Annotated in this window: 12 protein-coding genes and 1 pseudogene; 8 read left to right on the top strand and 5 right to left on the bottom strand. The window is 56.0% G+C overall.

Features of this window, described 5'->3' with window-relative positions:
• Positions 1-95: 95 nt before the first annotated feature.
• Together ACFR9S_RS15675 and ACFR9S_RS15670 are read right to left on the bottom strand one after the other, a co-directional pair.
• Positions 96-2201 carry an acetate--CoA ligase family protein gene (locus ACFR9S_RS15675; RefSeq protein ID WP_379730392.1) on the bottom strand — a complete coding sequence of 702 codons (2106 nt, stop codon included), beginning with the start codon at positions 2199-2201 and terminating at the stop codon, positions 96-98.
• 157 nt (positions 2202-2358) lie between these two features.
• Positions 2359-2667: a hypothetical protein gene (locus ACFR9S_RS15670; RefSeq protein WP_379730391.1), complete on the bottom strand. Its 309-nt coding sequence runs from the start codon at positions 2665-2667 to the stop codon at positions 2359-2361.
• Between the two features lie 559 nt (positions 2668-3226).
• Between ACFR9S_RS15670 and ACFR9S_RS15665 the strand changes: the two genes are divergently transcribed.
• Complete coding sequence (locus tag ACFR9S_RS15665) at positions 3227-3391, top strand: MarR family transcriptional regulator (protein ID WP_379730389.1); 165 nt, start codon at positions 3227-3229, stop codon at positions 3389-3391.
• Positions 3392-3599: 208 nt separating this feature from the next.
• Here ACFR9S_RS15665 and ACFR9S_RS15660 read toward each other — a convergent pair whose 3' ends face one another.
• Genes ACFR9S_RS15660 through ACFR9S_RS15650 form a run of 3 tightly spaced genes read right to left on the bottom strand, consistent with a single transcriptional unit; the run spans position 3600 to position 8713 of the window.
• A complete protein-coding gene (locus tag ACFR9S_RS15660) occupies positions 3600-4295 on the bottom strand; it encodes a hypothetical protein (protein ID WP_379730388.1) in 696 nt (231 codons plus the stop codon).
• Positions 4285-5646 (bottom strand): hypothetical protein, encoded by a 1362-nt coding sequence (locus tag ACFR9S_RS15655; protein ID WP_379730387.1) that lies wholly within the window; start codon positions 5644-5646, stop codon positions 4285-4287. The genes ACFR9S_RS15660 and ACFR9S_RS15655 overlap by 11 nt, the downstream gene beginning before the upstream one ends.
• Complete coding sequence (locus tag ACFR9S_RS15650; protein WP_379730386.1) at positions 5639-8713, bottom strand: hypothetical protein; 3075 nt, start codon at positions 8711-8713, stop codon at positions 5639-5641. The genes ACFR9S_RS15655 and ACFR9S_RS15650 overlap by 8 nt, the downstream gene beginning before the upstream one ends.
• Positions 8714-8849: 136 nt before the next feature.
• Here ACFR9S_RS15650 and ACFR9S_RS15645 point away from each other — a divergent pair, with 136 nt between their 5' ends.
• The 7 genes and pseudogenes from ACFR9S_RS15645 to ACFR9S_RS15615 all read left to right on the top strand — a co-directional run bounded on the left by ACFR9S_RS15645 (position 8850) and on the right by ACFR9S_RS15615 (position 22192).
• Positions 8850-12374 carry a PD-(D/E)XK nuclease family protein gene (locus tag ACFR9S_RS15645; RefSeq protein ID WP_379730385.1) on the top strand — a complete coding sequence of 1175 codons (3525 nt, stop codon included), beginning with the start codon at positions 8850-8852 and terminating at the stop codon, positions 12372-12374.
• Positions 12371-15991, top strand: a complete 3621-nt coding sequence (locus tag ACFR9S_RS15640) for a UvrD-helicase domain-containing protein (RefSeq protein WP_379730384.1) — start codon at positions 12371-12373, stop codon at positions 15989-15991. Before ACFR9S_RS15645 ends, ACFR9S_RS15640 begins: the two co-directional genes overlap by 4 nt.
• A gap of 308 nt (positions 15992-16299) precedes the next feature.
• Positions 16300-16914, top strand: a pseudogene (locus ACFR9S_RS15635) (transposase); the annotation flags it as partial.
• Positions 16915-16972: 58 nt separating this feature from the next.
• The gene (locus ACFR9S_RS15630; protein WP_379730383.1) at positions 16973-18856 is read left to right on the top strand and encodes an ATP-binding protein; all 1884 of its coding nucleotides are present in this window, start codon (positions 16973-16975) and stop codon (positions 18854-18856) included.
• 59 nt (positions 18857-18915) lie between these two features.
• A complete protein-coding gene (locus ACFR9S_RS15625; RefSeq protein WP_379730381.1) occupies positions 18916-19827 on the top strand; it encodes a DNA adenine methylase in 912 nt (303 codons plus the stop codon).
• Positions 19828-20354: 527 nt separating this feature from the next.
• The gene (locus tag ACFR9S_RS15620; RefSeq protein WP_379819000.1) at positions 20355-21302 is read left to right on the top strand and encodes a hypothetical protein; all 948 of its coding nucleotides are present in this window, start codon (positions 20355-20357) and stop codon (positions 21300-21302) included.
• Positions 21302-22192, top strand: a complete 891-nt coding sequence (locus ACFR9S_RS15615; protein ID WP_379730379.1) for a hypothetical protein — start codon at positions 21302-21304, stop codon at positions 22190-22192. Before ACFR9S_RS15620 ends, ACFR9S_RS15615 begins: the two co-directional genes overlap by 1 nt.
• The last annotated feature ends 3 nt before the right edge of the window (positions 22193-22195 follow it).

Raw genomic sequence — 22195 nt, 5'->3', positions numbered from 1 at the left:
GACCGCCGCGCCGCGGTCGGCGGCGAGTCGCGCGAGCGCGAGCGCGACGGCGGTCTTCCCGGTGCCTTCGTCCGTCGAGGTAACGAGTAGCGAGTTCATAGTTCGTCTGGGTCGATGGTCAGTCGTACGTCGAGCGCCTGCACGCCGTCGGCGGTGGCGAGCAGGGGGTTCACGTCCAGTTCGAGGATGGCGTCGAAGTCGGTCACCAGCTGGCTCAGCCGCTGGATGGCTTCCTCGATCGCCGCCTCGTCCGCCGACGCCCGGCCCCGTGCCCCCCGGAGCAGGGGTGCCGAGTCGAGTTCGTCGATCATCTCGCCCGCCTCGCGCCCGGAGACGGGGGCGATCCGAACGCTCGTGTCTTCGAGCACTTCGACGAAAATCCCGCCGAGCCCGAACAGCACCATCGGGCCGAACTGCGGGTCGCGGTTCATCCCGAGGATCGTCTCCGTCCCCGCGTCGGTGTCCACCATCTCCTGTACTTGGACGCCGAGGATCGTGGCGTCGGGCTGGTAGTTCCGGGCCCGCGTCACGAGCGTCTCGTACGTGTCGGCGACTTCTGACTGGGGGACGCCGACGGCCACGCCGCCGATATCGGACTTGTGGAGGATGTCCGGGCTGACGATCTTCATCACCACGTCACCGTCGATGCTCGCCGCAGCCGACACGGCGGCGGCCTGATCGTCGACCAGCTCCGAGTCGGGGGTCGGGAGACCGTACGCGTCGAGGATATCCATCGCTTCCACGCCGAGCCGTGTCGCACCGCGCTCGGCGCCGTCGACGAGTATCTCCCGGGCTCGCTCCCGGTCCACGTCGAAGGAAGCGGGCGCCTCGTAGCTCCGGGCTTCTACCTCCCGCTGGACGGCGAGTGCGTCCAAGCTGCTGACGGCCCGCGCCGGGTCGAAGTAGTTCGGGATGCCCGCCTCGCTGAGAAGCTCTGCCGCGCGGTCGGTTCGCTCCCCGCCCATCAGACACGCGACGACGGGCGTCTCGTGTTCGGCCTGCCGGTCGGCGATCGCCGCGGCGAGCTCCCCGAAGTCGACGACCGCCGTGGGCGCGGAGATGACGATGGCACAGCCGACGTTGTCGTCGGCGAGGACGGTGTCCAGCGCCGTCTCGAACCGCTCGATGTCGGCGTCGCCGATCACGTCGACGGGGTTGTAGATGTTCGCCTCCTCGGGCATCGTCGCCTCGAGTTCGGAGAGCGTCCCGTCGGTGAACGACGCCATCGAGAGCCGCGAGTCGCCGACGGCGTCGGTCGCCATCACGCCGGGGCCGCCCGCGTTCGTGACGACGCCGACCCGTTCGGAGTCCGGGATCGGCAGCCCGTCGAGCGCACGAGCGTAGTCGAACAGCTCCTGGACGTTCTCGGCGCGCACGACGCCCGCCTGCTCGAACGCCGCCTCGTAGGCCGCTTCGCTGCCGGCGATCGTCCCCGTGTGGGAAGAGGCGGCGTCGGCGCCGGCCTCGGTCCGCCCGGACTTGACGACCACGACGGGCGTCTCCTGTGTCACCTCGCGGGCCGTGTCGATGAACGACCGACCGTCCTCGACGCCCTCGAGGTAGCCGAGGACCACGTTCGTCTCGGGGTCGTCCCGCCAGTGGGCGAGGAAATCCGACTCGTCTAGCACGGCCTTGTTCCCGAGCGAGACGACGTCTTTGAACCCGATACCCTGGTCGTTGGCCCAGTCCAGCACCGCCGTGATGAACGCGCCGGACTGGCTCATGAAGGACAGCGAGCCGGGGAGCGCGTTCGACGGCCCGAACGTGGCATTGAGTCCCGGCGGCGTCGAGAGCACGCCCAGCGAGTTCGGCCCGACGAGGTTGAGGTCGTACTCCGCGGCAACGGTGCGGAGCGCCTGCTCGCGCTGTGCCCCCTCCGTCCCGGTCTCGCTGAACCCGGCCGTGATGACCACGACGTTCTGCACCCCCGCCTCGCCGGCCCCGCGGACGGCGTCGACGGCTACCGGCGGGGGGACGACGACCACCGCCAGATCGACGGGGTCCGGAACGGACCCGACGTCCGGGTAGCACGGCTCCCCGAACACGGTGTCGCGGCTCGGGTTCACCGGGACGACCTCGCCCGCGAAGTCGTCGAGGTTCCGGAGGATGGCGGCCCCGATCGACCCCGTACGCTCCGTCGCACCGACGACGGCGACGCGTTCGGGCGCGAACAGCCCACCGATATCGGCGTCCGAGTTCACGTCGTCTATCTCGCGCGGACGGTGCTTAAAACCGGGGACGGGGACTCACAGTTCGAGAGTCGCAGGGTGCCCTGTGCTCGTCGCAGACTGCGGTGGGGTGGGTCAGTCCTCGTTGGGTGTGGGTCGCTGGTCGAGTCGTCCGGACCCTCACATCGACTCACGATCTACCACCCGAACGTTGTTCCGCCGGCGTCACTTCCTCGGCCGACTCGTGGATCGTCACCGGCTCCACCGCCAGCGTGTGCCGCGTCGACGCCGGCACCATCTCCACGGTCCCGCGGTCGTCGACGGGCTCCCACGTCGTCGGCTCCGCGTTCAGTCCGTGCTCCGCGAACGCCTCGGCGACCGCCTTCGCTTCCGCCATCGTCGAGAACAGCGGGCCGACCGTTCGACCCATCATCGCCGGCGACTTCTGGACGGTTCGGTAGACAACAGTTCCTCCTGTGGTACTCCCTTTCGACGCCATGCTCGGTCCTGCGAACGTCGGAAGCATGAACCTCGTGTGGAGGGTTCCGGACTGTTCCGATCGGTCGAGAATTGGCAGAGTGCGACGGGGTTCTGGTGTTCCGGTCGGAATGGGTATCTCGCGGCGTTTGGGAGGTTCAAGCCCCCGCGTTTGCGAACGGAATCGCAGGACGCGCGGGGGCCGCGCAACGAACCGTGATGGTATCAGAATATGGCCGTCTCTGAGAAAAGCGAATTCCGGCGAAATCACCGCGAAGAAGGACTTTTCTCCCCGAAATCAGTTGTTACTGGTTCGGGTAAGTTTCAAGTGGGCGCTGCAGGACTTGGTCACTCGGCGTGACAGCGCTTCCTTTTGGTTATTTCGGGCGTTCCGTCCGTTGGAACGGAACGGGGAGTAACCGGGACTCGTGGGGTTCGCCTGACCGGAGAAAACTGACCATGAGTCTCGAATCAATCGATGCCGAAACCGCGCTTGAACTGTACCTCGCAGATAAGGAAAACGAACTCTCGGAGGCCTCGCTCACGGGCCACAAGTACCGGCTCGGACACTTCGTCCGCTGGTGCGACGAAGTCGAGGGAACCTCACAACCGGCGCTCTGGTTGACTTTACAGGCTTATCCAGACCTACAGTCACGAAGCGTTTGGATAGGCTCTATGCTGCTGATTGTGTGGAGTATCTGCATGAACCAACCGCTCTTTGGCGACTAGTCGAGGATCCACGATAGCCGGTGTTCAGATAAGGATGAATACAGAACCTCAAACGTATCTTTCGAGAATAAAACGCCGCACCAACCAGTTCTCAAACTGTTTCAGCCACCCGACACAAATACCGTCGAAGATTGGCTTCAAACGTTCGCCTTCACATGGAATCAGCTTATCTGAACACTACCTAGAGCAGGGTAACTAACGATATTTTCTTAGAGCGCCTATTAGCTAGCTTTTGAACCGAATCGGGTGGATCGAGGGGAATTCGACGACGGTGTCGTGATACGCAGTCGTGATATCCCGCTGATCGTGCTTACCGTTCACGACAACAACGGTGGGTATGGTGGGGGTCGAGACATGCCGAAGGACGTCGGAGTCCACCTCTGAGCCGTCCCCGATAAAAAACGGCACCTGAACCTCATACCGATGGCCAAACATCCTGAACGCAATGGACCAGTCTACGATAGGCGGAGAGAGATGATCACGGACCGTTGCACTTGTCTCGAATTTCGGCGCAAATCGGTCGAACCAACTCTTGAACTCCTCGTGCATGACCCCCTCGGATATCGAATGGGAATTAGCGAGTTGATTCGCCCGGATGCCGATGATCTCATATCGCATTGATTCGACAACCCGATCGCGACTTGTCGCTCCAACAACTGGCCATTCGAGGTGGTATTGATACTCAGTATCGTCGTGTCGTGCGGCGAACTTCTCAAAATCGGATGCGGCGCCGGCAAAGGTCCCTTCCAGCTCAATTAGTACGGGTAATGGTTGACAGTTAAGTCGGTCGTCCGCCGGTCGGAGCCAAAACACGGAATCGGGGACACCGCGTTGTTTATCGAATCCGCGACGTTCGCCACGATACTCTACACCAGCCTCGCATGCAGCGACCACGTCGTCTATAGGTGCGTCAGTTGCCACGTAGCACCACGCTAAGTGGAAGCCGGTCAGCCAACGCTAAGATAGCCTCTTTATCTTCCTCCGTCAATTCGACTTCCTCACCTTCACTGAGGTCTACCCAGATGTCGAGTAGCTCATCTCGCTCAACATCCTGGCCAGACGTGTCTAGCTGGTCGGCGATCCATTCGTCGTGAGCCTTACAATCAGTGAGTGCCTGAAAAAGATTCTCCTCAACATGGACAGGGAGGATTGGCCCTCCAGCCCCGATATTGAGCTCTGGGAGGTCATCGTGTTCCTCACTTTCGAGTGTGTTGACCATATTCCGCTGTGCCTTCAGGCGGGTCTGAACCGTCCCGATGAACTGGTTGATATCGGCGTCTAATTCATTAATACTCGTTTCGAGATCGGCAAGGGAGTCGTAGGGGCCGATCCCCAGCTCTCTGTGGTGGGCAAGTAGACTGTCTATTTCTTCTTCGAACAGACCCTCTTCAGTCCCAAATGTATCGAGCGTTTCGATGTGTTGGTCAACGCTCTCGTACCTCTCTGTGAGCGATGTCACCTGGGTTGCGATGTCAGTGATGGCCGAATCGATATCGTCCCCAGATGCATTGCTGAGCGCCTCTTCAAGTTCTGACGTGACGAGGGATTCGACAGGAAGCCCCGCATCACTCAAGGTCTCCCCTTTGGTCTGAATAGTGTCGAGTGATGAGTTGATCCGATCTACAGGGATTGTCTCGTCTAGATCGTTATAGAAACGGTCCGTCGTTGAGAAGGTGATCGACGGTGTCCAATCACTGGTCTCATCGAAAACCGTGTCGAGTCGTTGAAGCTGCTCATACCGCTGTTCGAGCTTCGTAACTTGCGGTTCGATATCCCGGGTTGGCGTCAAGAGGCCTGACGGTGTTTGTTCAACATATGTTGCAAGCGAATCGCGCAGGTGTGGTGGCAGGTCACCGACGCGTGGCGTTAGTGTTTGGTACGTCTCGGCGATGGTTTCGAGATCTTCCGGGATACGATCGGATAGTCCCTCGAAAAGCTCCTCTTTGGTCGAGTCCGTCAGCTCAGGCTCGACTTCATCCAAGAACTGTTCGAGTGATTCGGTTGCGACTCGCTCGAGCGGGGTCCGGATCGCCGCTTCCACTTCCCCTTCAAGCTCCAGGACATCATCGACAGTCGTAGCATCGTCAACTGTCTCCAAAAGGTTCTCAGCACTATCATAGAAAGCCGACTGCTCTGACTCGCTCATATTTTCCACCCGATCCTCGTACTCCGTGATCGTCATCCGGAAGTCCTGGAGCTCGTTTTTCTGCTCTTCGAGTGACGTGGCCACCTCACTCACGTCCGTGACAATAGCGGGAGGATCGTCAGTCATTGATCGTCACCTCCTCTGGCTCTAGGAGGTCAACTAATGCTCGTTTGGTTTGCTCCAATTCTTCGGCGACAACATCGGACTCGTCTTCGATCATTTTGAGGTCGTTATTGAGCTGTGTGAGATACTGTTTGTGGGTCTCAACACTTCCATTGAGCTCTGATAGGTCCTCTCTATCTTCGGGGATACTCAGCGATGTTGCTCCAAGATGCGATTCGAGATCGAACACATCGTTCCCGTAGTCTTCGAGTCGTTTGAGGAGTGATTCACGAGAGGAGAAATGCATTGACACGGTCCCCGAATGTTCTGCCCTCGAATAGACTTGGTCGAACAGCTGTACTGCTTCATCGATATCGCTCACACTTGCACGGCTAATTTCCGACTGAAGGTCTTCGATCTGATCCGAGATATCGTCCAGGTAGATTTGCAAAAGGAACCAGTAGTGATAGCCGATCGGCGCCGCAGTTGAATCCACCTGACACTTGTCTATAAGATCCGTGACTCCATTGATAACCTCCTTGAGGTTCGTCTTGTACTGCTCAAGCCGAGCTGCAGTGATCTCAATCCATGTGCCAACAGATACCGATTCAGGAGGCGTCACCCTCTCGTCAAGCGATTCGACCTGCTCGATGTATCCCTCGACAGTTTCTTTTTGATCTCTGAGATTGTCCGTGATATTCTCGAGCCGCTGCGGGACGTCGATGGCAGGATCGGACCCAGTTGTCAGCCCCCGTATCAGGAGCGCTCGGAAGAGACCGTATGCAAGATCCGAGAGCCCAGCGACACCGACAACAGGGACATTCCCATCGGCGACGTCGACATCAGGGTTGTCTATTTTTGAGACTATGCTCGAGGTGTCATTCAGCTCTGCAAGTGCGGTAAGAGCGGATTGAGTCTGTTGCACGGCCGGCGCAATCTGTCCACCTTCGCGATAGTGTGCTCGTTCCGTCGTGACGTTGCCACTATATCCGCTCTGGGTGAACATATCACTGAAGTATTCCTTGAATTTGAATCCATTCGCGCCCCCACTCACGAGATCATTCGAAATAGCGTTACTCAACTGGTTGTGCAACCGACTGTAATTTCGACCAGATTCGTATTCCGGGCCGAAGACTGGCAGGTACGAAATCGCGATCGTCGATTCGACGAACCGCCCGTTCGACCAGTAAGGAGTGTCGTCTTGAAGCCGCTCTTCCTCCCAGAGGAGCGTCGTCTTCGTTGATAGTGAATACGTGTTCTGATAGTCGCTTGCGAACGAGTCTGCCTCTTCTGTGGCAACTTGTTCGAGCTGATCGTAGAGGGTTTCAATCGTGTTCCTGACTTCACGTTCTGAGATGCGACCGAGGAGGTCCGATTTGATACTGTTGTTGACTGTGTAGGGATCGTCGAATCCTTCGCTTCGGAGCCGGCCAAAGAGATTGAGTACGAAGGACCAGAACCGATTGGACTGATATTCCCTGACTTGGAGCAGAGAGTGTCGCTGATACACCTCTGCGGCTTCGGAAAGGGATGCATCGAATTCCTCGTCAGCTGGAACGACGAGGATTGCTGGGTCAGTGATATCAAATCCGTTTGTGAGCTCGGTCAGTTCCGACCGGAACGTCGTCTCCGTGGGGCAGAACTGGATGCTGACCGTCTTGTTCGTGGTGGGTGCCGTTTGAAGCGTGAGCCCGCGCTCCATCTCTGGGCGTAGGTCGTCACTTGGGGTCGCACTCACCCGCTCCGGATTGACGGCTATCGGTGGGAAGGCGTCCCGGATTTGTACTGGTGCTGCTGTTGCTACGGACGTTTCGACGACATCTGCGTCGGATGCCCGCTGGACCCAGTGAGTATCAAATCGGCCCTTCAGTTCGTCGAGAGCGTCGATAGCCATCCGTCGCTCTTCGCCTGCCGGCTCGAAGGAAACGGTCATGTTACTAATGAGGTCCAAGAACGCGTCCGCTTGGGCATTGTCCTGGAGTCCGAACTGAGGGAACTGTTGGTCCTCACCGACGGCGAGCCCCTGAACAACCCGTTCAACGTTCCGTTCGAGTATTGAAAGCGCGTCCCGACCGGTGTCCGTGTCCTCGAACTCGTATTCGTCTTTGATGATGTTGATCGCTATCGTCAGACAGGTTTCCGAATTTAGGGCCTTTTCCCCCTGAACCCGCCAGCTCTCAAGCCCCTCGGGTTGGAAGAGTAGCGACGTGATCGCATCGTCCCAGCTCTCGTGAGGGAGTTCCGTCCAAAGATTGTTGATCAATCGTGTATCCTTGAAATTGGCATCGGCGAGATCTCGGACCCACTCGCCCGCCTCCTCTTCGGGGTTATCCGGAAGTTCTTCGATTAGCTTGATGATAATGCCGGTACGACCGCGAGAAAGCCACCAAATGATGTTTGCGAGGTCCGTAGCATCGGGCCGGCGTTCCGCAAGGAGAGTTCGGACGTCAGCCACTGACAACGGTGGAATACGAATCTCCTTCATCCGACCCCAGTCTGCCTCGCCAATGAACTCGAACGCCGAGATCATGCCGAAGCTCCAGACCTTGATCGTGTCCTGGAGCCCATCGTTGATTTTCCGGAGTGGGTTGTCGTCGTCCTTGTCGGTTGCCTGGATGAATGCACGGTAGGACTGCTCGACCTCGTCGAAAAACAATGCCGTCCGGGACGTATCTCCCGACGCAACGGTATCGGCATGTGCCTCCACGAAATCGCGTTTGGACGCTGAATCAACGTTCGGGAACCAATCTATCTCGGGGGCAGCCCCGTTCTCGAATGCCTCGAGTTGTGCCTGGATCCGGCTGTCGATCCACTCGTTGAGATCAGATTCGTCGCTCGCTTCGAATTCAGAGAGCATCGCGCCCGGATCGCCGACGTAGAACGCCGGAATCCCTCGGTTCCATGCCTCGTTGAAAAGGTGGTAGATGAGCTGCGTTTTGCCTGAGCGATAGGCTCCAACAAGCGCAAGGGGGTCAACTGTGTGGCCTGACTGGAACTGCTCGAAGCTGTCGATAGCGCGAGCCAGTTCTCGTTCGTGGTTACTCGTTAGTGCCTCCCATTCCCGATCCAGCGACGCCTTACGAGTCTCCATTATCATAGTGTGAACACTTTACGGACTGAATAACCTTGGGGTCCGTAGTGCACGGGGCCGTCGCAATCTTTCAATCTATGATTAGTGAAAAATGTTGGGTGAGAAGAATTATATGATCTGACTATCTCAACCGTTTATGGCGCTTCGCGCACGGACCGATTCATTCATCGAATATCTCCAAGCGCGCTCGGAGGCCACGAACCGTACACCTGCCCGTCACCCGCAAGGGATGTGTATCCTCTCCGGACAGTTACTCAGACAAAATCTGAAGGACCACCTCGACCGGGAAGGGATCCCAACGGCCCCACTCGCTCACTTCACAACGATCGAGGAACTCGCGACCGATCTTTTGGAACCTACGGATGATCCCCACCGCATGCTGGCTGGGGGCGTTCGTGATCGACTCGTCGAGGGGATCCTGGCGGCCGTCGATCCGCAGCCTCCCGACGAGGTCGTCCCGCCCGAGGATGATGACGTCCTTGGCTCAAGAGAGCGCAATGCTCTCGCGGAGCTCGCGTCCCGCCTCCCATATACAGAAGAGGATACGCGAGAAACGCTGCTCACGGAGCTTGATGACTACTTCCGATGGACGGACGCGGCTACAGATGTGTCACCCGCGATGGAAGCGCTTGTAGCCGCTGACAACAGATTTGCCCAGCAGCAAACAAACCGGTCCATGTCTGCGTTTCGGGGTATCGAGCGGTTCATCAAAGCGCGGCTTGAGACCCATTCGATAGACCGACAGCAGTCACGAAGCCATCTCGTTCACGCCGCCCGTGACCATGTCAGTGAGCAATGGACTGCGCAATTTTCCCACGTCGATTGGATCGCTGTCAGTGGCATCAGTGTATTTGACAACCCAACCCTCCGGTTCCTTGCAACGATTGCTTCCGAGCCGTCCGCACCGGACGTTGTCGTTTTTAACGGCTCCGGGAGCAACCAGTACAATGCCGCCCGCTTCGATGCACTTCCGGTAGAGACTTCTCACGAGACGCCTGAGCAGGTTCTTCCTGACTTGGAGTCATCAGCCGCAGCCACACTGTTCCGTGCGACGAGTGCCGCTCCAGAGGATGTTCCGGAGGCCGTCTCCTTTACCGAAGCTCCGACGGACCAACGAGCGGTTGAGCGTGTTGCGACCGAGGTCAGAGAACTCGTTCAGGAGGGGGTACATCCGCGAGATATCCTGATCGTAGCTCCTGATGCCGGCTCGTATCAATCGCTGATCGAACAGGCATTCGAAACGGTCGAAGTCCCAGTCCACGTCGAAACCAGACGCCCATACGTGAACATCCCGGCGTACAGGTGCTTCCAGACGTTTGTTGAGGTCGTCGACGCCGTCGCTAACGATGAACCAATCACATTCGATGAATTGGTCGACCCGCTCCGATTGGGGTACTGTCCTCGAGGCAGCCAGGGCTATCGCTGGCCGATCGATGGCCGGTCATTTACAAAAGTAGAACAGGAGATCCATCGGAAACAGCAGTTCTACAACCGGGATCCCGACAGATACGAGGATCAAGGGATCACTTTTGAGACGTGGCGGGACCTGATAGACGAGATCCCACACTGGACCGGTCCATGGGAGGCCGTCAACGAGTACCTCGAGGATATCGCAGCTCTCGCAGATAGCCCACCCGAGACAGGGGAAGCCCTTACCGACCTATTTGGCCGGTATCTCGGGACGTATGTTTTCCAGACGGTGGACCACGAACGGTCACTCTATACTGGGCCGGCGATCGACACCACTCGAACCACACTCTCCGAGATCCATCCGACGAGTGAGGCTGAACGAGTCCGGAACGCGCTGGACGACGTCGGCGCTCATTACGATCGAGTGCAGACACTGTTCGATGCACCTGCAAGCTGGCAAGAGATTGCCCGTGCGTTTGCCACGACGATCGGTGGGCAGACGTACGGTAAGCGCCACCTGGACCAGTACGCCGTTCCCGTTGTGGATGCTGGGAACGCCTACTTCAGGGAGGCTGACCACCTTTACCTGCTTGGCATGGACGCGGACGTCTTCCCGGGAGAGGCTCCGACTTCGACCTTCCTTCACAATGAGGTCCGACGCACAGTCCATGACCGTGCTGCAGGGGGAGAAACGCCGTATCATCATCTCGATAGCCGGGAGACAGTGTATAGTGAAGCACTGGATTTCTACCAGGCAGCACTCTCGACGGCTTCACCCGAAACTGAAATCACGCTCGTCCATACCTACCATGACGGACGAGGAAATGACATCTCGTGGTCGCCGTTCGTCGATCTCTTCGATGTGGACGAAGAACCAACTGATGAGGGCCCAGTTGACCGGATTTCAGTTGGCGATTGGATCCCCCAACGTGAGTCCGGCGGGGAGAGTTGGCAAGAACTCGCGAACAGGATCGCACCACGTGAACGATTGCGGATGCTGCTGTATCAAGCCCATCGGGACACGCCTGAGGATGATCCGGAGGTGACGGCTGCCCATCTCGACACAATAGTTGATACACTTGCGACACAGCCGCTCTCCGATCTAATCCTGCCTCGGGTCGACCGGTACCATACGCCGCCAACAGCAGTCACCATCGAGCCGGACGAACCTGCCTTTGCCGATACGTCCCTAGAAGCCGTCACTGGCGATCCTTTATTCCCACACGAATTGGACCTGGCCTCACAGTGTGGCTTGAAATACTATTACTACCAGTTCCTCTATAACTACACGGGGGGCGAGCCTGAGCGGGCGAAGATCCCGAAATACTACAGTGGGAATCCCCACTACCGGCTCGGGGAACTCCCCTATATCGTCCGGGAAAACTACGCCGACCCGCGTTACGTCGAGAAGTGGAAACAGATCGTGACGAACCTTCTTCCGGACAGACAGAGTCGCACGGACGGGCTTGCACAGTTCGATTCCGATGAAGAGCTTCGGGAATGGGTCGAACAAGAGCCGACTTTCGACTCGTATGACCTGAACACGATTTATCAGAACCTCCAGGGTGAACGCCAGCTTGTCGAGGCGGAACTATCGGCCGGCATCACCCGTACGTGGGACTGGCGCGATGGCGGCACCGTCACTGTCGATGGACATGTGCTCGGCGTTCCGGCCTATCGAGTGGACACGATCGATGATGGGGAGAGTACCTATGCGATCCCGACGTTCTTCACGAGGTTCTCAAAGCGTGGCATGAGTGCGCTCAAAGCCTGCTTTGATGGAGCGATCTGGGAGGCCGACGAACGGACCGGCGAACTGTGCTTAAACTGCGGGTCAGGGGATAGCTGTCAATACCACTCGAAATACGTCATCGACCATCGCATGCTCGCCGGGCACCGATACGAGACGGATGTTCATGACCAGACGGTTATCGGGATCGCCATGCAGGAGCAGTACGCTGGACCAACCGACGGGGACCGTGTCGTTGCACTTCAGACCAATCACACGGATCGCATCCACGGTGATGACGACACCGAATTCGAACAACTCGTCGCCCGTGGGTACCCCAACGGCTGGACAGACAACGTCAGCGACTGGGAGCAGAATTTCACCACGATGGCCGACACGCTTGAAGCGGATGGGCCGATTACGCTCGAGGCGAATTCAACACTCGTCAACCAGGACGACTGTCTCGATTGTGTGTACCGTGATCTGTGTGCGATTCCAGATTCGGGGGTGAACATCCAATGAATCACGACGAGGTGAGCGACCAGTTGTCGCTCGCGCTGGACCCCGAATTCGAGTTCACATCCGACCAGGCGAACGTCATGCATGCGTTCCATGAAGGATCCGGTCGCGTAGCCGTCGGATCCGGGGCAGGTACGGGCAAGACGACGACGCTAACCCGTGTGGTCGCTGAGACGGTTGTCCGGATGACGAGTCCCAATCCAGGTCAGATCGACACCAACCCGTTCGACGAAATCCTGGTTACGACGTTCACTAGAGACGCCGCCGGCCAGCTCAAAACGAAGATCAAACAGCTGCTTCGAGATCACGAAACGTACGGGGAGGATGAGTTCGATCCGGCACTGTGGCGGTGGATCGAAACCGACAGCAATATTTCTACAATCGACTCCTTCGTCGGCGATCTTCTGCGTGAAATCGCACCCGAGGCGCATGTCGCACCCGATTTCGACGTTCGGGACGAGTTGGAAACGGAAGATCTCCTTCGGGATGTCGTTCGGACACTCCGCGAAGACGACGACTATACCGATGCGCTCGAAACGCTCGAAAACGAGCTCGACGGGACGACCCCGCGGCAGTATCTGTACGACATCCACCAGAAACTCCGAGAGGTTTGCTATCGGTTCCCTGATCCGGATGCTGATGAAGGGACAACTATCTTCCAGGATGGGATCCGCGATGACATATATAACGAACGTGACCCTCCGTTTTCGGAAGCCGATATTCGGAATGTCGTCTCGCACGTCACCGGAGAAGCAGAATCCAGCGTGTCGGTACCAGACGACGACGGGGTACAACGAGGAATCGAAGCGGACTACCGACACAGCATGGGCTTTGCCGCGGCCGTCGACGACCTCATTGACGCTTTCGACGCCGAATACGACGCGATAACCCGAGAAACCGGTCAACTCTCGTATCAGGATATCACCTATATCGTGTGGTTGTACCTCGAGGATGATGCGAGTCCGGCGCTCACTGAGAGTCTCGCCAACCGCTTCTCGAAGATATTCGTCGACGAGTTCCAGGACACGAGCTATGCGCAGTGTCAGATCCTGAACCGACTCGTCGAGCCAAGCGAAACTGGGAGTGATATCCTGGTGATCGGGGACGTGAAGCAATCGATCTACACCTGGCGATCGGCTGATCCAGAAATCTTCGCCCGTATTCTGGCGCATGCAGATACGGAATCGGACGAGCCCGATCCATATCTCGAGGCAGCCGGGTGGACGCGGACGGAGTTGGTGACCAATTTCCGCAGCCACCCGCATCTCGTGTACGCCGGCAATCACCTATTTGACCGCGTGTTCCGGGATCCGGGAATGGGCGCGATCGGGACCTTCCCGATAGAGTACCAACCGCTTCAACCGCATCGTCCGGGGCAAGATGATGAAGCCGCACACCTCCATGTACTGCCGCTCGACCAAGATACTGCGGATGAATGGCGAGATCGGGATCCGGAGGTCACGGCAGCTGCCATCCGTGGCATGGTTGATGGGGACGAGGTTATGGTCGGTGATGGAGAAGACGAACGCCCGGTGCAAGCCGGCGACGTCACGATCCTGTTTCGGCGTGGAACCCACATGCAGTCGTTCCGCGCGGCACTCGACGATCACGGGCTTGACAACGCGATCGTAGCCGAACGAGGGCTCTTCAAGACCGAAGAAATCGGGTTCCTTGTGGACGTTCTCGACTGGTTTGCAAACCCCCACTCCAAGGATTCATTACTCCGGATTCTCCGTTCGCCAGTAACGGCACTGGCAGACTCGACCCTTCGGTTCCTCGCGAGCCACGACTGGAACCTCCCCCGTGCGCTCGAAGAGTGGCCCGATGGATCCCTACCAGCCAGTGACTACGACCGACTCGAGGGATTGGTTGACCTTCGGGGCGATCTCCGCTGGGACCGCGAGGGATCGAAGGCGGAGCTCATTCAGAAGATCATCCAACACACCGGCCTCGAGGCGATCCTGCTAGCCGGTGACGATGCGATGCAACGGTACGGCAACCTCTGGATGTTGGTTGAGCTGGCTCGCGACTGGGAGGACGAAGAGCTACTCGCCTACCGAGAATTTGTCGACCGGCTCAAGCGCTACCGTCGTATGGCCCGGTCGAACGATGAATCGTTCGAAGTCGCGCAGATTGCCGACAGCAGTGCCGAAGACACGGTCAAGCTCCGGACAGTTCATAGCGCCAAAGGCCTCGAGTTCGGTGTGGTCGTGCTTGCAGACCTTCTCGCAGGGCCTGGTGGCCGTGTACAAGCACGCGACACCGTCAGTTTCCGCGATTCGATGACTGGCGAGCGGCGGTTTGCCCTTCGACCGCGGCCAGCCAGTGATCCAGTGCCGTTTGACGATGGGCCAGGATCGGTCTGGGTCCAGGATGACTACCGTTCAACGATCTGGCTGGCACCTGACCGCGACGACCAGGGCCGTTTCCAATATGACCATCCGTACAATCCGGCGATTCAAGACGAGTTCGCGGAGTTCTGGCGACTGCTCTACGTTGCATTCACGCGAGCAGAAGACCACCTCCTATTGCCACTCGGTCACGAGATCACCCATCACCACAAATGGACCTCCTGGGCGCATCCACTGATCGACGTGTTCCAGACTGGCGACGGGTGGACGGAATCAGGTACCGGTGGGACGTCCTTCGACCTCGACGCGAGTGCGATGTACGCCGAGGACGAACCACCTGCAACGATCCCACTCGATATCGGACAGCTCGATCGCCCCGACCCAAAAGAGACAGCTCCGATTGGCCTCCCAGAGATCGAGACGTCAGCAGATGAGCCAGCCACGGACCTCTCGACATGGGAGGGAGTGCCGTTCGCCCCACGCGAACTCAGTCCATCGACGCTTCATGACCTCGTTGCTTGTCCTCGCCGTTATCAGTATCGAGCTCTGCAGGAGGTGAGTGAAGCTCGTGGCGATTCGCCACCCGGAAGTAACGCTCCGGAGGACCACTCCCCGAGCTACTGGGGAACTGTCGTCCACGAAGCTTTCGAGGCTCTTCACAACGACAGCCATTCTGCCGACTCGGACGAAGGGGTGTCATCGAACTTGGATTCGGTCCTGGACCGGCACGATGGTGTTCGCGAGCAGCTCACCGAGCTCATCGGACAGTATCGGGAGTCAGAAGTCTGGAACACGGTCCAAAACGCGACGACGGTTCTTCCCGAGTACGAACTCTCTGCTATCCACCCAACTGAGCCGCAGGTTCACATTTCGGGGCTCGTTGACCTACTCGTACAGACCGAAGATGGCTGGGAAATCATCGATTTCAAAACTGGTGAGCAGCCACGCTCGGGGTCGTATTTGGCGAACCAGTACCGGTGGCAACTCGCTACGTATGCTTGGATGCTCAACGAAGAGTACGATATCGAAGTCACTCGGACACGACTCTTCTACGTCCAAGACGGGTCGGTCCACGACATCACCACCGACTGGAGCGACTTTGAGACGTATCTCCACCAGTTATCCGACGACCTGAAGATCGAACCCGAGGCAGGATTGCCAACCGATCCGGACCCGGCGCCGTCAGAGACGGAAGCTCCCGAGAATCCACATACACGATGCGGAAGCTGTCCATACAAGAGCATTTGTCCAGTGTGGAAGGAGAAGTAATCTGAGTGGACTGGCAAGTTGATCGGGCGGTGACGGTATGAACGCGACCTTGACGCACATGACGCCGACGACATCTTTGAGAGCCGTAGATTTTCCCTGTAGGTAGCTTCCCGACCGGCTCGCCATCGGACCAGCGCACGGTCGTGAACACTCCAATACTGATCGTCTAGCCCTATTCGGTCCTCTCCGAGTCGTATACAGAACGAACAACAGTGCCCGTTACAAGGTTGCCTCGAATGTCTTCGAGAAGCTGCGACCGGTCGTTATATTGGGAGGCCCCGTACACGCTGGCTGCAGCGATTCGTTAGCACGTTGTTCTGCTGTGTCTCAAATTCGGAAGAATACGACCTACCATGGCCTGCTCGACGAACTAATCGAGATGTCACGTATCAGCCAGGATCTTGAATTATCTGAGCTTCCTATCGGATCAACGATCTGAAAGGCGTTCAATCGATTTGAGATGGCTGTTGGTGTATCTTATTCACTCTCTCAGCGGCGCTACTTCTGACAGCAGACGTTGTTGGGATGATGCGTCAGGGTTTGACCGCAGTCACGCCTCGAAAACTGCACAAAACATACTGAACTCACGATTCAACAGTTCAAAGTGAGGCTATTGGTCGATACGAAGGTGAACGCAATTCTCGATCTCCACGTGACTACAACACGATAGTCAGATCGCCCCATCGCTGATCAAGCGCAAACCCGAGAGTATTGACATTCTTCTCGGTGACGACTACGACGATCAGAAAATCAGGCGACTTGCCCGTCAATACGAGGTTCGTTCACTAATCAAGCATCGTGAGTTCACATCACTTCACAAGGGACTTCGATTGAAAATGGACGAACGTCTTTTGAAGATTTACTTTACTAGACAGTACTTTGAAGCCAAACACCTAATTAACCAGCAGCTTACGAGATGTTGAGATAGAACATGAGAGGACCGAACGCTTTTCTACTGGACGATCACAAAACAGATTAATAATGGCTCAGCGGCACGAAGATTCTGCTCCCCAAAGGGCTCGACTTCTACCGACAAAGAATACTCTCACCGCACTGAAATCAGACGTTAATCTAGAATCTGCCTGTCTAGAACTCTGCGATAATGCGCTTGACGCGTGGAAGCGGACAAACAATCGTCAGGGTGATATGACGATTGATATTGACGTCAACCAATCTGGAAAGGCAACGACTCTAACGATTCGAGATAATGCCGGTGGAGTTCCGCGTGAAGATGCTGCGATGTTGTTTGGCCTCGGCCAAACCGCAAAGGAACACATCTCTGGTTCAATTGGAACCTACGGTGTAGGGGCTAAGAAAAGTCTTGTTAATTTAGGGGTCCCTTTTGAGATTTCTTCTCGTGCGTCAGATGCCAACGAAGGATGGTCATATAGAATCACTGATGAATGGTTTGAAGATGATCAGGATTGGACAGTCCCGATCCGTGAAAGGAAGGACATCGAACCAGGGGTTACGGAAATCAAGATCGAGGATTTGAATTACGAATGGACTGACGAGACGGGAGAACTTCTTCGGGAAGAGCTTGGTGAGGCCTATAATCTATTCCTAAGTGATGAACTACAATGTTACCACGGGAACAGCTATAATCTCACAATTAGGGTAGATGGTGAATCTGTTGACCCCGAAGGTATCCCGAACTGGTCATTCAGTCCCTTCGATGGAATCCACCCACGCCGATTCGAAAACATCGAAATAAATGTTCCAGGGATGGACGAACCTGTGACCTTACATATTACGGTGGGATTGCTAACAAAAAAGGACGCTCAAAACTCTGGGACGGATATCTACATCCAAAAGCGAAAAATCGCCTCTAATCTCCGTGGCACAGAAGGTGGATTCGGAACAGGGAAAGAGTCGCTTGGCCAATTTAGTGCCCGGCATGAACGACTGAAGATTATTCTTGAATTGGAGACAGAGGGTGATGGCCAGAAGTTGCCATGGGACACGCAGAAATCCTCTATCGACCCACATAATCCGGTTATGCGCGGGTCAACCGATACGCGGGGTGTTTACAATTGGGTTCGGCGAACGGTTAAGGACTACTTCAATTTAGACGCCGACAAGGTGGCGACGGCCTTCGTTGAACCGTACGACTCTGAGAGCCAATTTGCAGTAAATGATGGATGGCCGGTCCGACTAGACTACTCTAATAGGACTCGCATCGTCACCGATCATCGACCCGACACAGATCTGACCGAAATTGAAGATATCAAGAAGCAAGCGGCTGCTCACGCTACACTACGAATATCCTGCTCAGATGTCCTCGACTCATGGCAGCTTCCGGCATACAAGAGCCAGCTAGATCGAGAGACTGACCGGAATCTGGATAATCTCGTCTCAATATCTGAACTCCCACCAGATCATGTGGTAGATGACCCCCATGAAGTGGCTGGCCGGATTAATGAACTTGCGCGGATTCATCTTGAGAACGGTGTCTATTATCCGGACGAACTAACGGAATGGCAGGAACCTCGCTATCGGGAATACATTGAACGACAGGAAGAAAATGTCCCACAGCGACAGGATATTAAACAGGAATTGCCAGCCACACCAAGTGAGATCGGAACAGATCAGAATGAACTGAATTCAGATCCCAACGATGTTGGTCCTACCGGCTATGTTCATACAGATCGGACCGCGGATAAAAAAGTAAAAGACGAAACAGCTGAGATTTTCCTAGTTCTTGGGGGTGAATCAGACGATGAGCGTGGAGCAAAAGTACTCGAGTTAAATCGCCCCGAACTTTGTCGCTTGCTTGGCATCGAGACCGATGCTGTCGATGAAATCATCTGGGGTAATCTTGAGATGCAATTCAAAGAATTGGTTCAGGACACCCAATCTAAATGACCTGAGGTGATCGATACCGAGCGGTTTTAACCATCTCCGAATGTACGTCTCTTTACTATATGGCCGACCCTATTCTTGCGTGGGCGGGTGGAAAGCGCCATATTCTAGATGATATATTGCGGCGTCTTCCGCCAAAAGATAGATTCGATACCTATTTCGAGCCGTTTTTTGGTGGGGGTGCTGTCTTCTTTGCATTAGAACCCTCTAACGGAAATATAAATGACATCAACTCTCGTCTGATGAATTTTTATGAGCAAATCAGGGACGGGCCAGAGCAAATTATTGAAGCAAACCGCGAATTGGACGAGGAGCTAGAAGGGCTTTCTGAGGGCGAACAAAAGGAGATCTACTACAAATATCGCGACGAGTTCAACTCACTCCGAACGGAGTCTGGTGAGTGTAAGGACAAATTCCGGGAGGCAGTCCTCATGCTGTTCCTGAACCGGACTTGTTGGAATAGTCTCTATCGAACAAATCAGGATGGGGAATTCAATGTGCCAATGGGGTCACGGTGGACGCGGATATCTAACATCGAGGACCAAATTCGCAAGAGCTACCGCGTTCTTCATGATACGAAGATCCATTCTCAGGACTTTATGTACGTCCTCGACGAGGCTACCGAAAATGACCTCGTTTTCTTCGATCCACCATATCCAGAAGAGTCGAAGACGGCGCAATTCAACCAGTATGACCCCAGTGGGTTCAATGAAGCTGAGCAGATCAAGCTCCGTGACTTAGCTTTAGAATTAGACCGACAAGGCACGGACGTACTTATTACGAACGGACCATCTGCTGAGGAATTATACACAGAACACGAGGAGTTCTATAGTCGGTTCCATATTAGTCATATCGAGGGTGAACGGCGGATCAACAGCGATGAAACCCAACGAAGTGGGATTGGTGCGACTGATATTATCGTCTCCAACTTCGATCCATTTATTCAACAACGGACGTTCGACGAATATCGGTAAGGCAAGGCTGTAGGATCTACGGTACATACTCTGTTTCGCAGAACAATGGACCTCCCACCGGGTAAACCCGATAGCGTCCGCTATACTACTCCTGACCTTCTGTTCAGAGTCCCCATACAACTTTCAAAATCGTTCTCTAGCTGTTGGAAAACTCGGAGATTCGAGCCATCTTTTCGGGATCGGGGAGGTTTCAGCATCTGAGGTATTATCGGATGGTTCTTCTAGGCTATTTACTGCCTATAATGATTGGATGGAGTCGGATACGTATCGTGAAGAAACAGGATGGGAATACAGTGACCTATGTATCAACTAGGACGGATAAGTCACAACGCATCGCGCGATATATCGAGCAGACACTTTCGCTGGATCTGGAATAGTTCTTCTGTGGAAGACAGGCGCTGAGCAGGTGTCCAAATTCAACAGGTATTGATGATTGACAAGTTGATACTGCCCGGTGTAGCGGGTTATATTGACAATGGTTCGAAATACGAAAGCGCTTTCCGACTAACCATTATTTAGTTCGACAGATGGGCACGCATGACGATCTCTCCCCTGGGGACTCTTGGCCTCATCACTACCGAGGATATCGGCTAACAGTTAGTCCTGACAAGACGATCTGGTGGCAGCTCTACAATGGGACTGACCGACTCGAGTTAGAGCCAGGGTACGCGGAAATCGCAGAGAACCTCCTCGACGAAAAACGCCAAGGAGGGCGCATTCACGTCACTGAGCAAGGTGATGTCCTCACGCGTGTGGAGGACGACGATGAATACTCAGGTGTCTATCTTGGTAATGTCGACCTAGATGGACATCTCCTCCCGGAAGGACAGTCAGAGTATCGTGTACCTGTTCGACCGCAAGATCTCGAACCTGGGGACCTCTGGCCGAGTGTCTATGATGGAGCGAGATATTCCTTCGTCGACGAACGTGTCTGGTGGAACAACGGCTCCACGAACCGACGTCATACCGTCGACAACGGACTGCCAGCATCCGTCCTCGGGCGGCTGCAACAATACAAACGGCAGGGTGGGTCATTCCGGATCACACCGTGGGGTGACGTAATTACACTCATCCCGAGCCATCCGGCTCCGAACCTCGTTCAAGAGCAATTCAGCGATCTTCCACGAGTCGTCCAGAACATCATCAAGCTCCGGAAAGAGCGGGGCGTCGAAATGCTCCCAATCTACATAGGCAACATCGGGGATTGGTCCCCGGAACTTTCCGACCCCCGGTCGCTTTCGGACGCTCTCTCAGAGGAGGAGCAAGAAGATCTTGCGTCGTGGGCAAGTAGTCTCGGTTCAACTTCAACGACAACAGCAAGCAGTCACAAGGCTACCAACGGTTCTGATAGTGGCGAGTCGTCTTCGGATTCAAGCGGGGCAGAAGAATCTGAGGATGACAATGAACCCCGCCCCGAATTCGAAGACGATCCCATGGACTGGATTCGACGCGATATCGAAGGAGGACCTGAGTAATGGGTGCAACGCTGGAACCAGATTCGACGACCGTCCCGATCGCAAATGGCCAAAGCGTCGAAATCCAGGCCGGTGATCCGTGGCCGTCTGCCTATCGCGGATCAAAATACAGTGTCATCGATTCTCGAAGACACAACAGGACTGTCCTCCAGTGGAAGTACCATGACCTCAACGTCATCGTCGAACCGCCGGAAGGTCTACTTCGACAGATGACCGAGTTAGGCAAGTCCAGAGGCAGTGGCAAAGGGTCCATTCGTATCACTGCCGACCGTGAAGTGCTTACCAAAATCCGCCATGGCAGCTACGTCAACGCATCAAAAGCCCCGGCGGATTCCGGTTGGATCCCTGTTTATCTTGGGAGGCTCAATGGGGATCTCGGATTCGACATTGACAACGACCCTGATGTTTCTGAGACGACGGTCTGGGGCGGATTCCCCTTCAACCACGGTGAAAGATGGGCCGTTAGCTACGATGGCAACCTCATTTGGAAATGGCAGGATTACCGCTTTGAGTCTGCCTTCGATCACCCGGAACTCATCGAGGCTTATGAGCAGTTCCGAACGACTGCCGGTCGACTCTACATCAACGAGAACGGCCACGTGTTTGTAAACGTTCCAAGACAGGAAGTCCCGTCGTCGATGAAGACAAAAATCGATCAGATATACACTGATTGGCAGTCGAGGGCGGAACGAAATGGCGACCAGGCAGCCCGGCGACTAGTCCAGCGCCGATTGAAGGTTACTGGTGATGGGGATCCAGAAGCGGGACACCTGCCACTTTACCTTGGCCACCTCTCGACCTTTGATGATGGCGCTATCCCCCGCCCAGTTGTTGAAGACGAGACGTATTATGTTGCCTGTGCCCGAGCTGAGGAACTCTCCGACCAATAATCG

Source organism: Halolamina salina, assembly GCF_042678005.1.
GTDB classification, from domain to species: Archaea; Halobacteriota; Halobacteria; order Halobacteriales; family Haloferacaceae; genus Halolamina; species Halolamina salina.
Note: the sequence above shows the minus strand (reverse complement) of the source record. Positions and strands in the feature narration are given on the sequence as shown.

Coding starts and splice junctions, on each gene's coding strand:
- ACFR9S_RS15670 (WP_379730391.1), bottom strand. CDS start 2,667: ATGGCGTCGAAAGGGAGTACCACAGGAGGAACTGTTGTCTACCGAACC.
- ACFR9S_RS15655 (WP_379730387.1), bottom strand. CDS start 5,646: ATGACTGACGATCCTCCCGCTATTGTCACGGACGTGAGTGAGGTGGCC.
- ACFR9S_RS15650 (WP_379730386.1), bottom strand. CDS start 8,713: ATGGAGACTCGTAAGGCGTCGCTGGATCGGGAATGGGAGGCACTAACG.
- ACFR9S_RS15645 (WP_379730385.1), top strand. CDS start 8,850: ATGGCGCTTCGCGCACGGACCGATTCATTCATCGAATATCTCCAAGCG.
- ACFR9S_RS15640 (WP_379730384.1), top strand. CDS start 12,371: ATGAATCACGACGAGGTGAGCGACCAGTTGTCGCTCGCGCTGGACCCC.
- ACFR9S_RS15630 (WP_379730383.1), top strand. CDS start 16,973: ATGGCTCAGCGGCACGAAGATTCTGCTCCCCAAAGGGCTCGACTTCTA.
- ACFR9S_RS15625 (WP_379730381.1), top strand. CDS start 18,916: ATGGCCGACCCTATTCTTGCGTGGGCGGGTGGAAAGCGCCATATTCTA.
- ACFR9S_RS15620 (WP_379819000.1), top strand. CDS start 20,355: ATGGGCACGCATGACGATCTCTCCCCTGGGGACTCTTGGCCTCATCAC.
- ACFR9S_RS15615 (WP_379730379.1), top strand. CDS start 21,302: ATGGGTGCAACGCTGGAACCAGATTCGACGACCGTCCCGATCGCAAAT.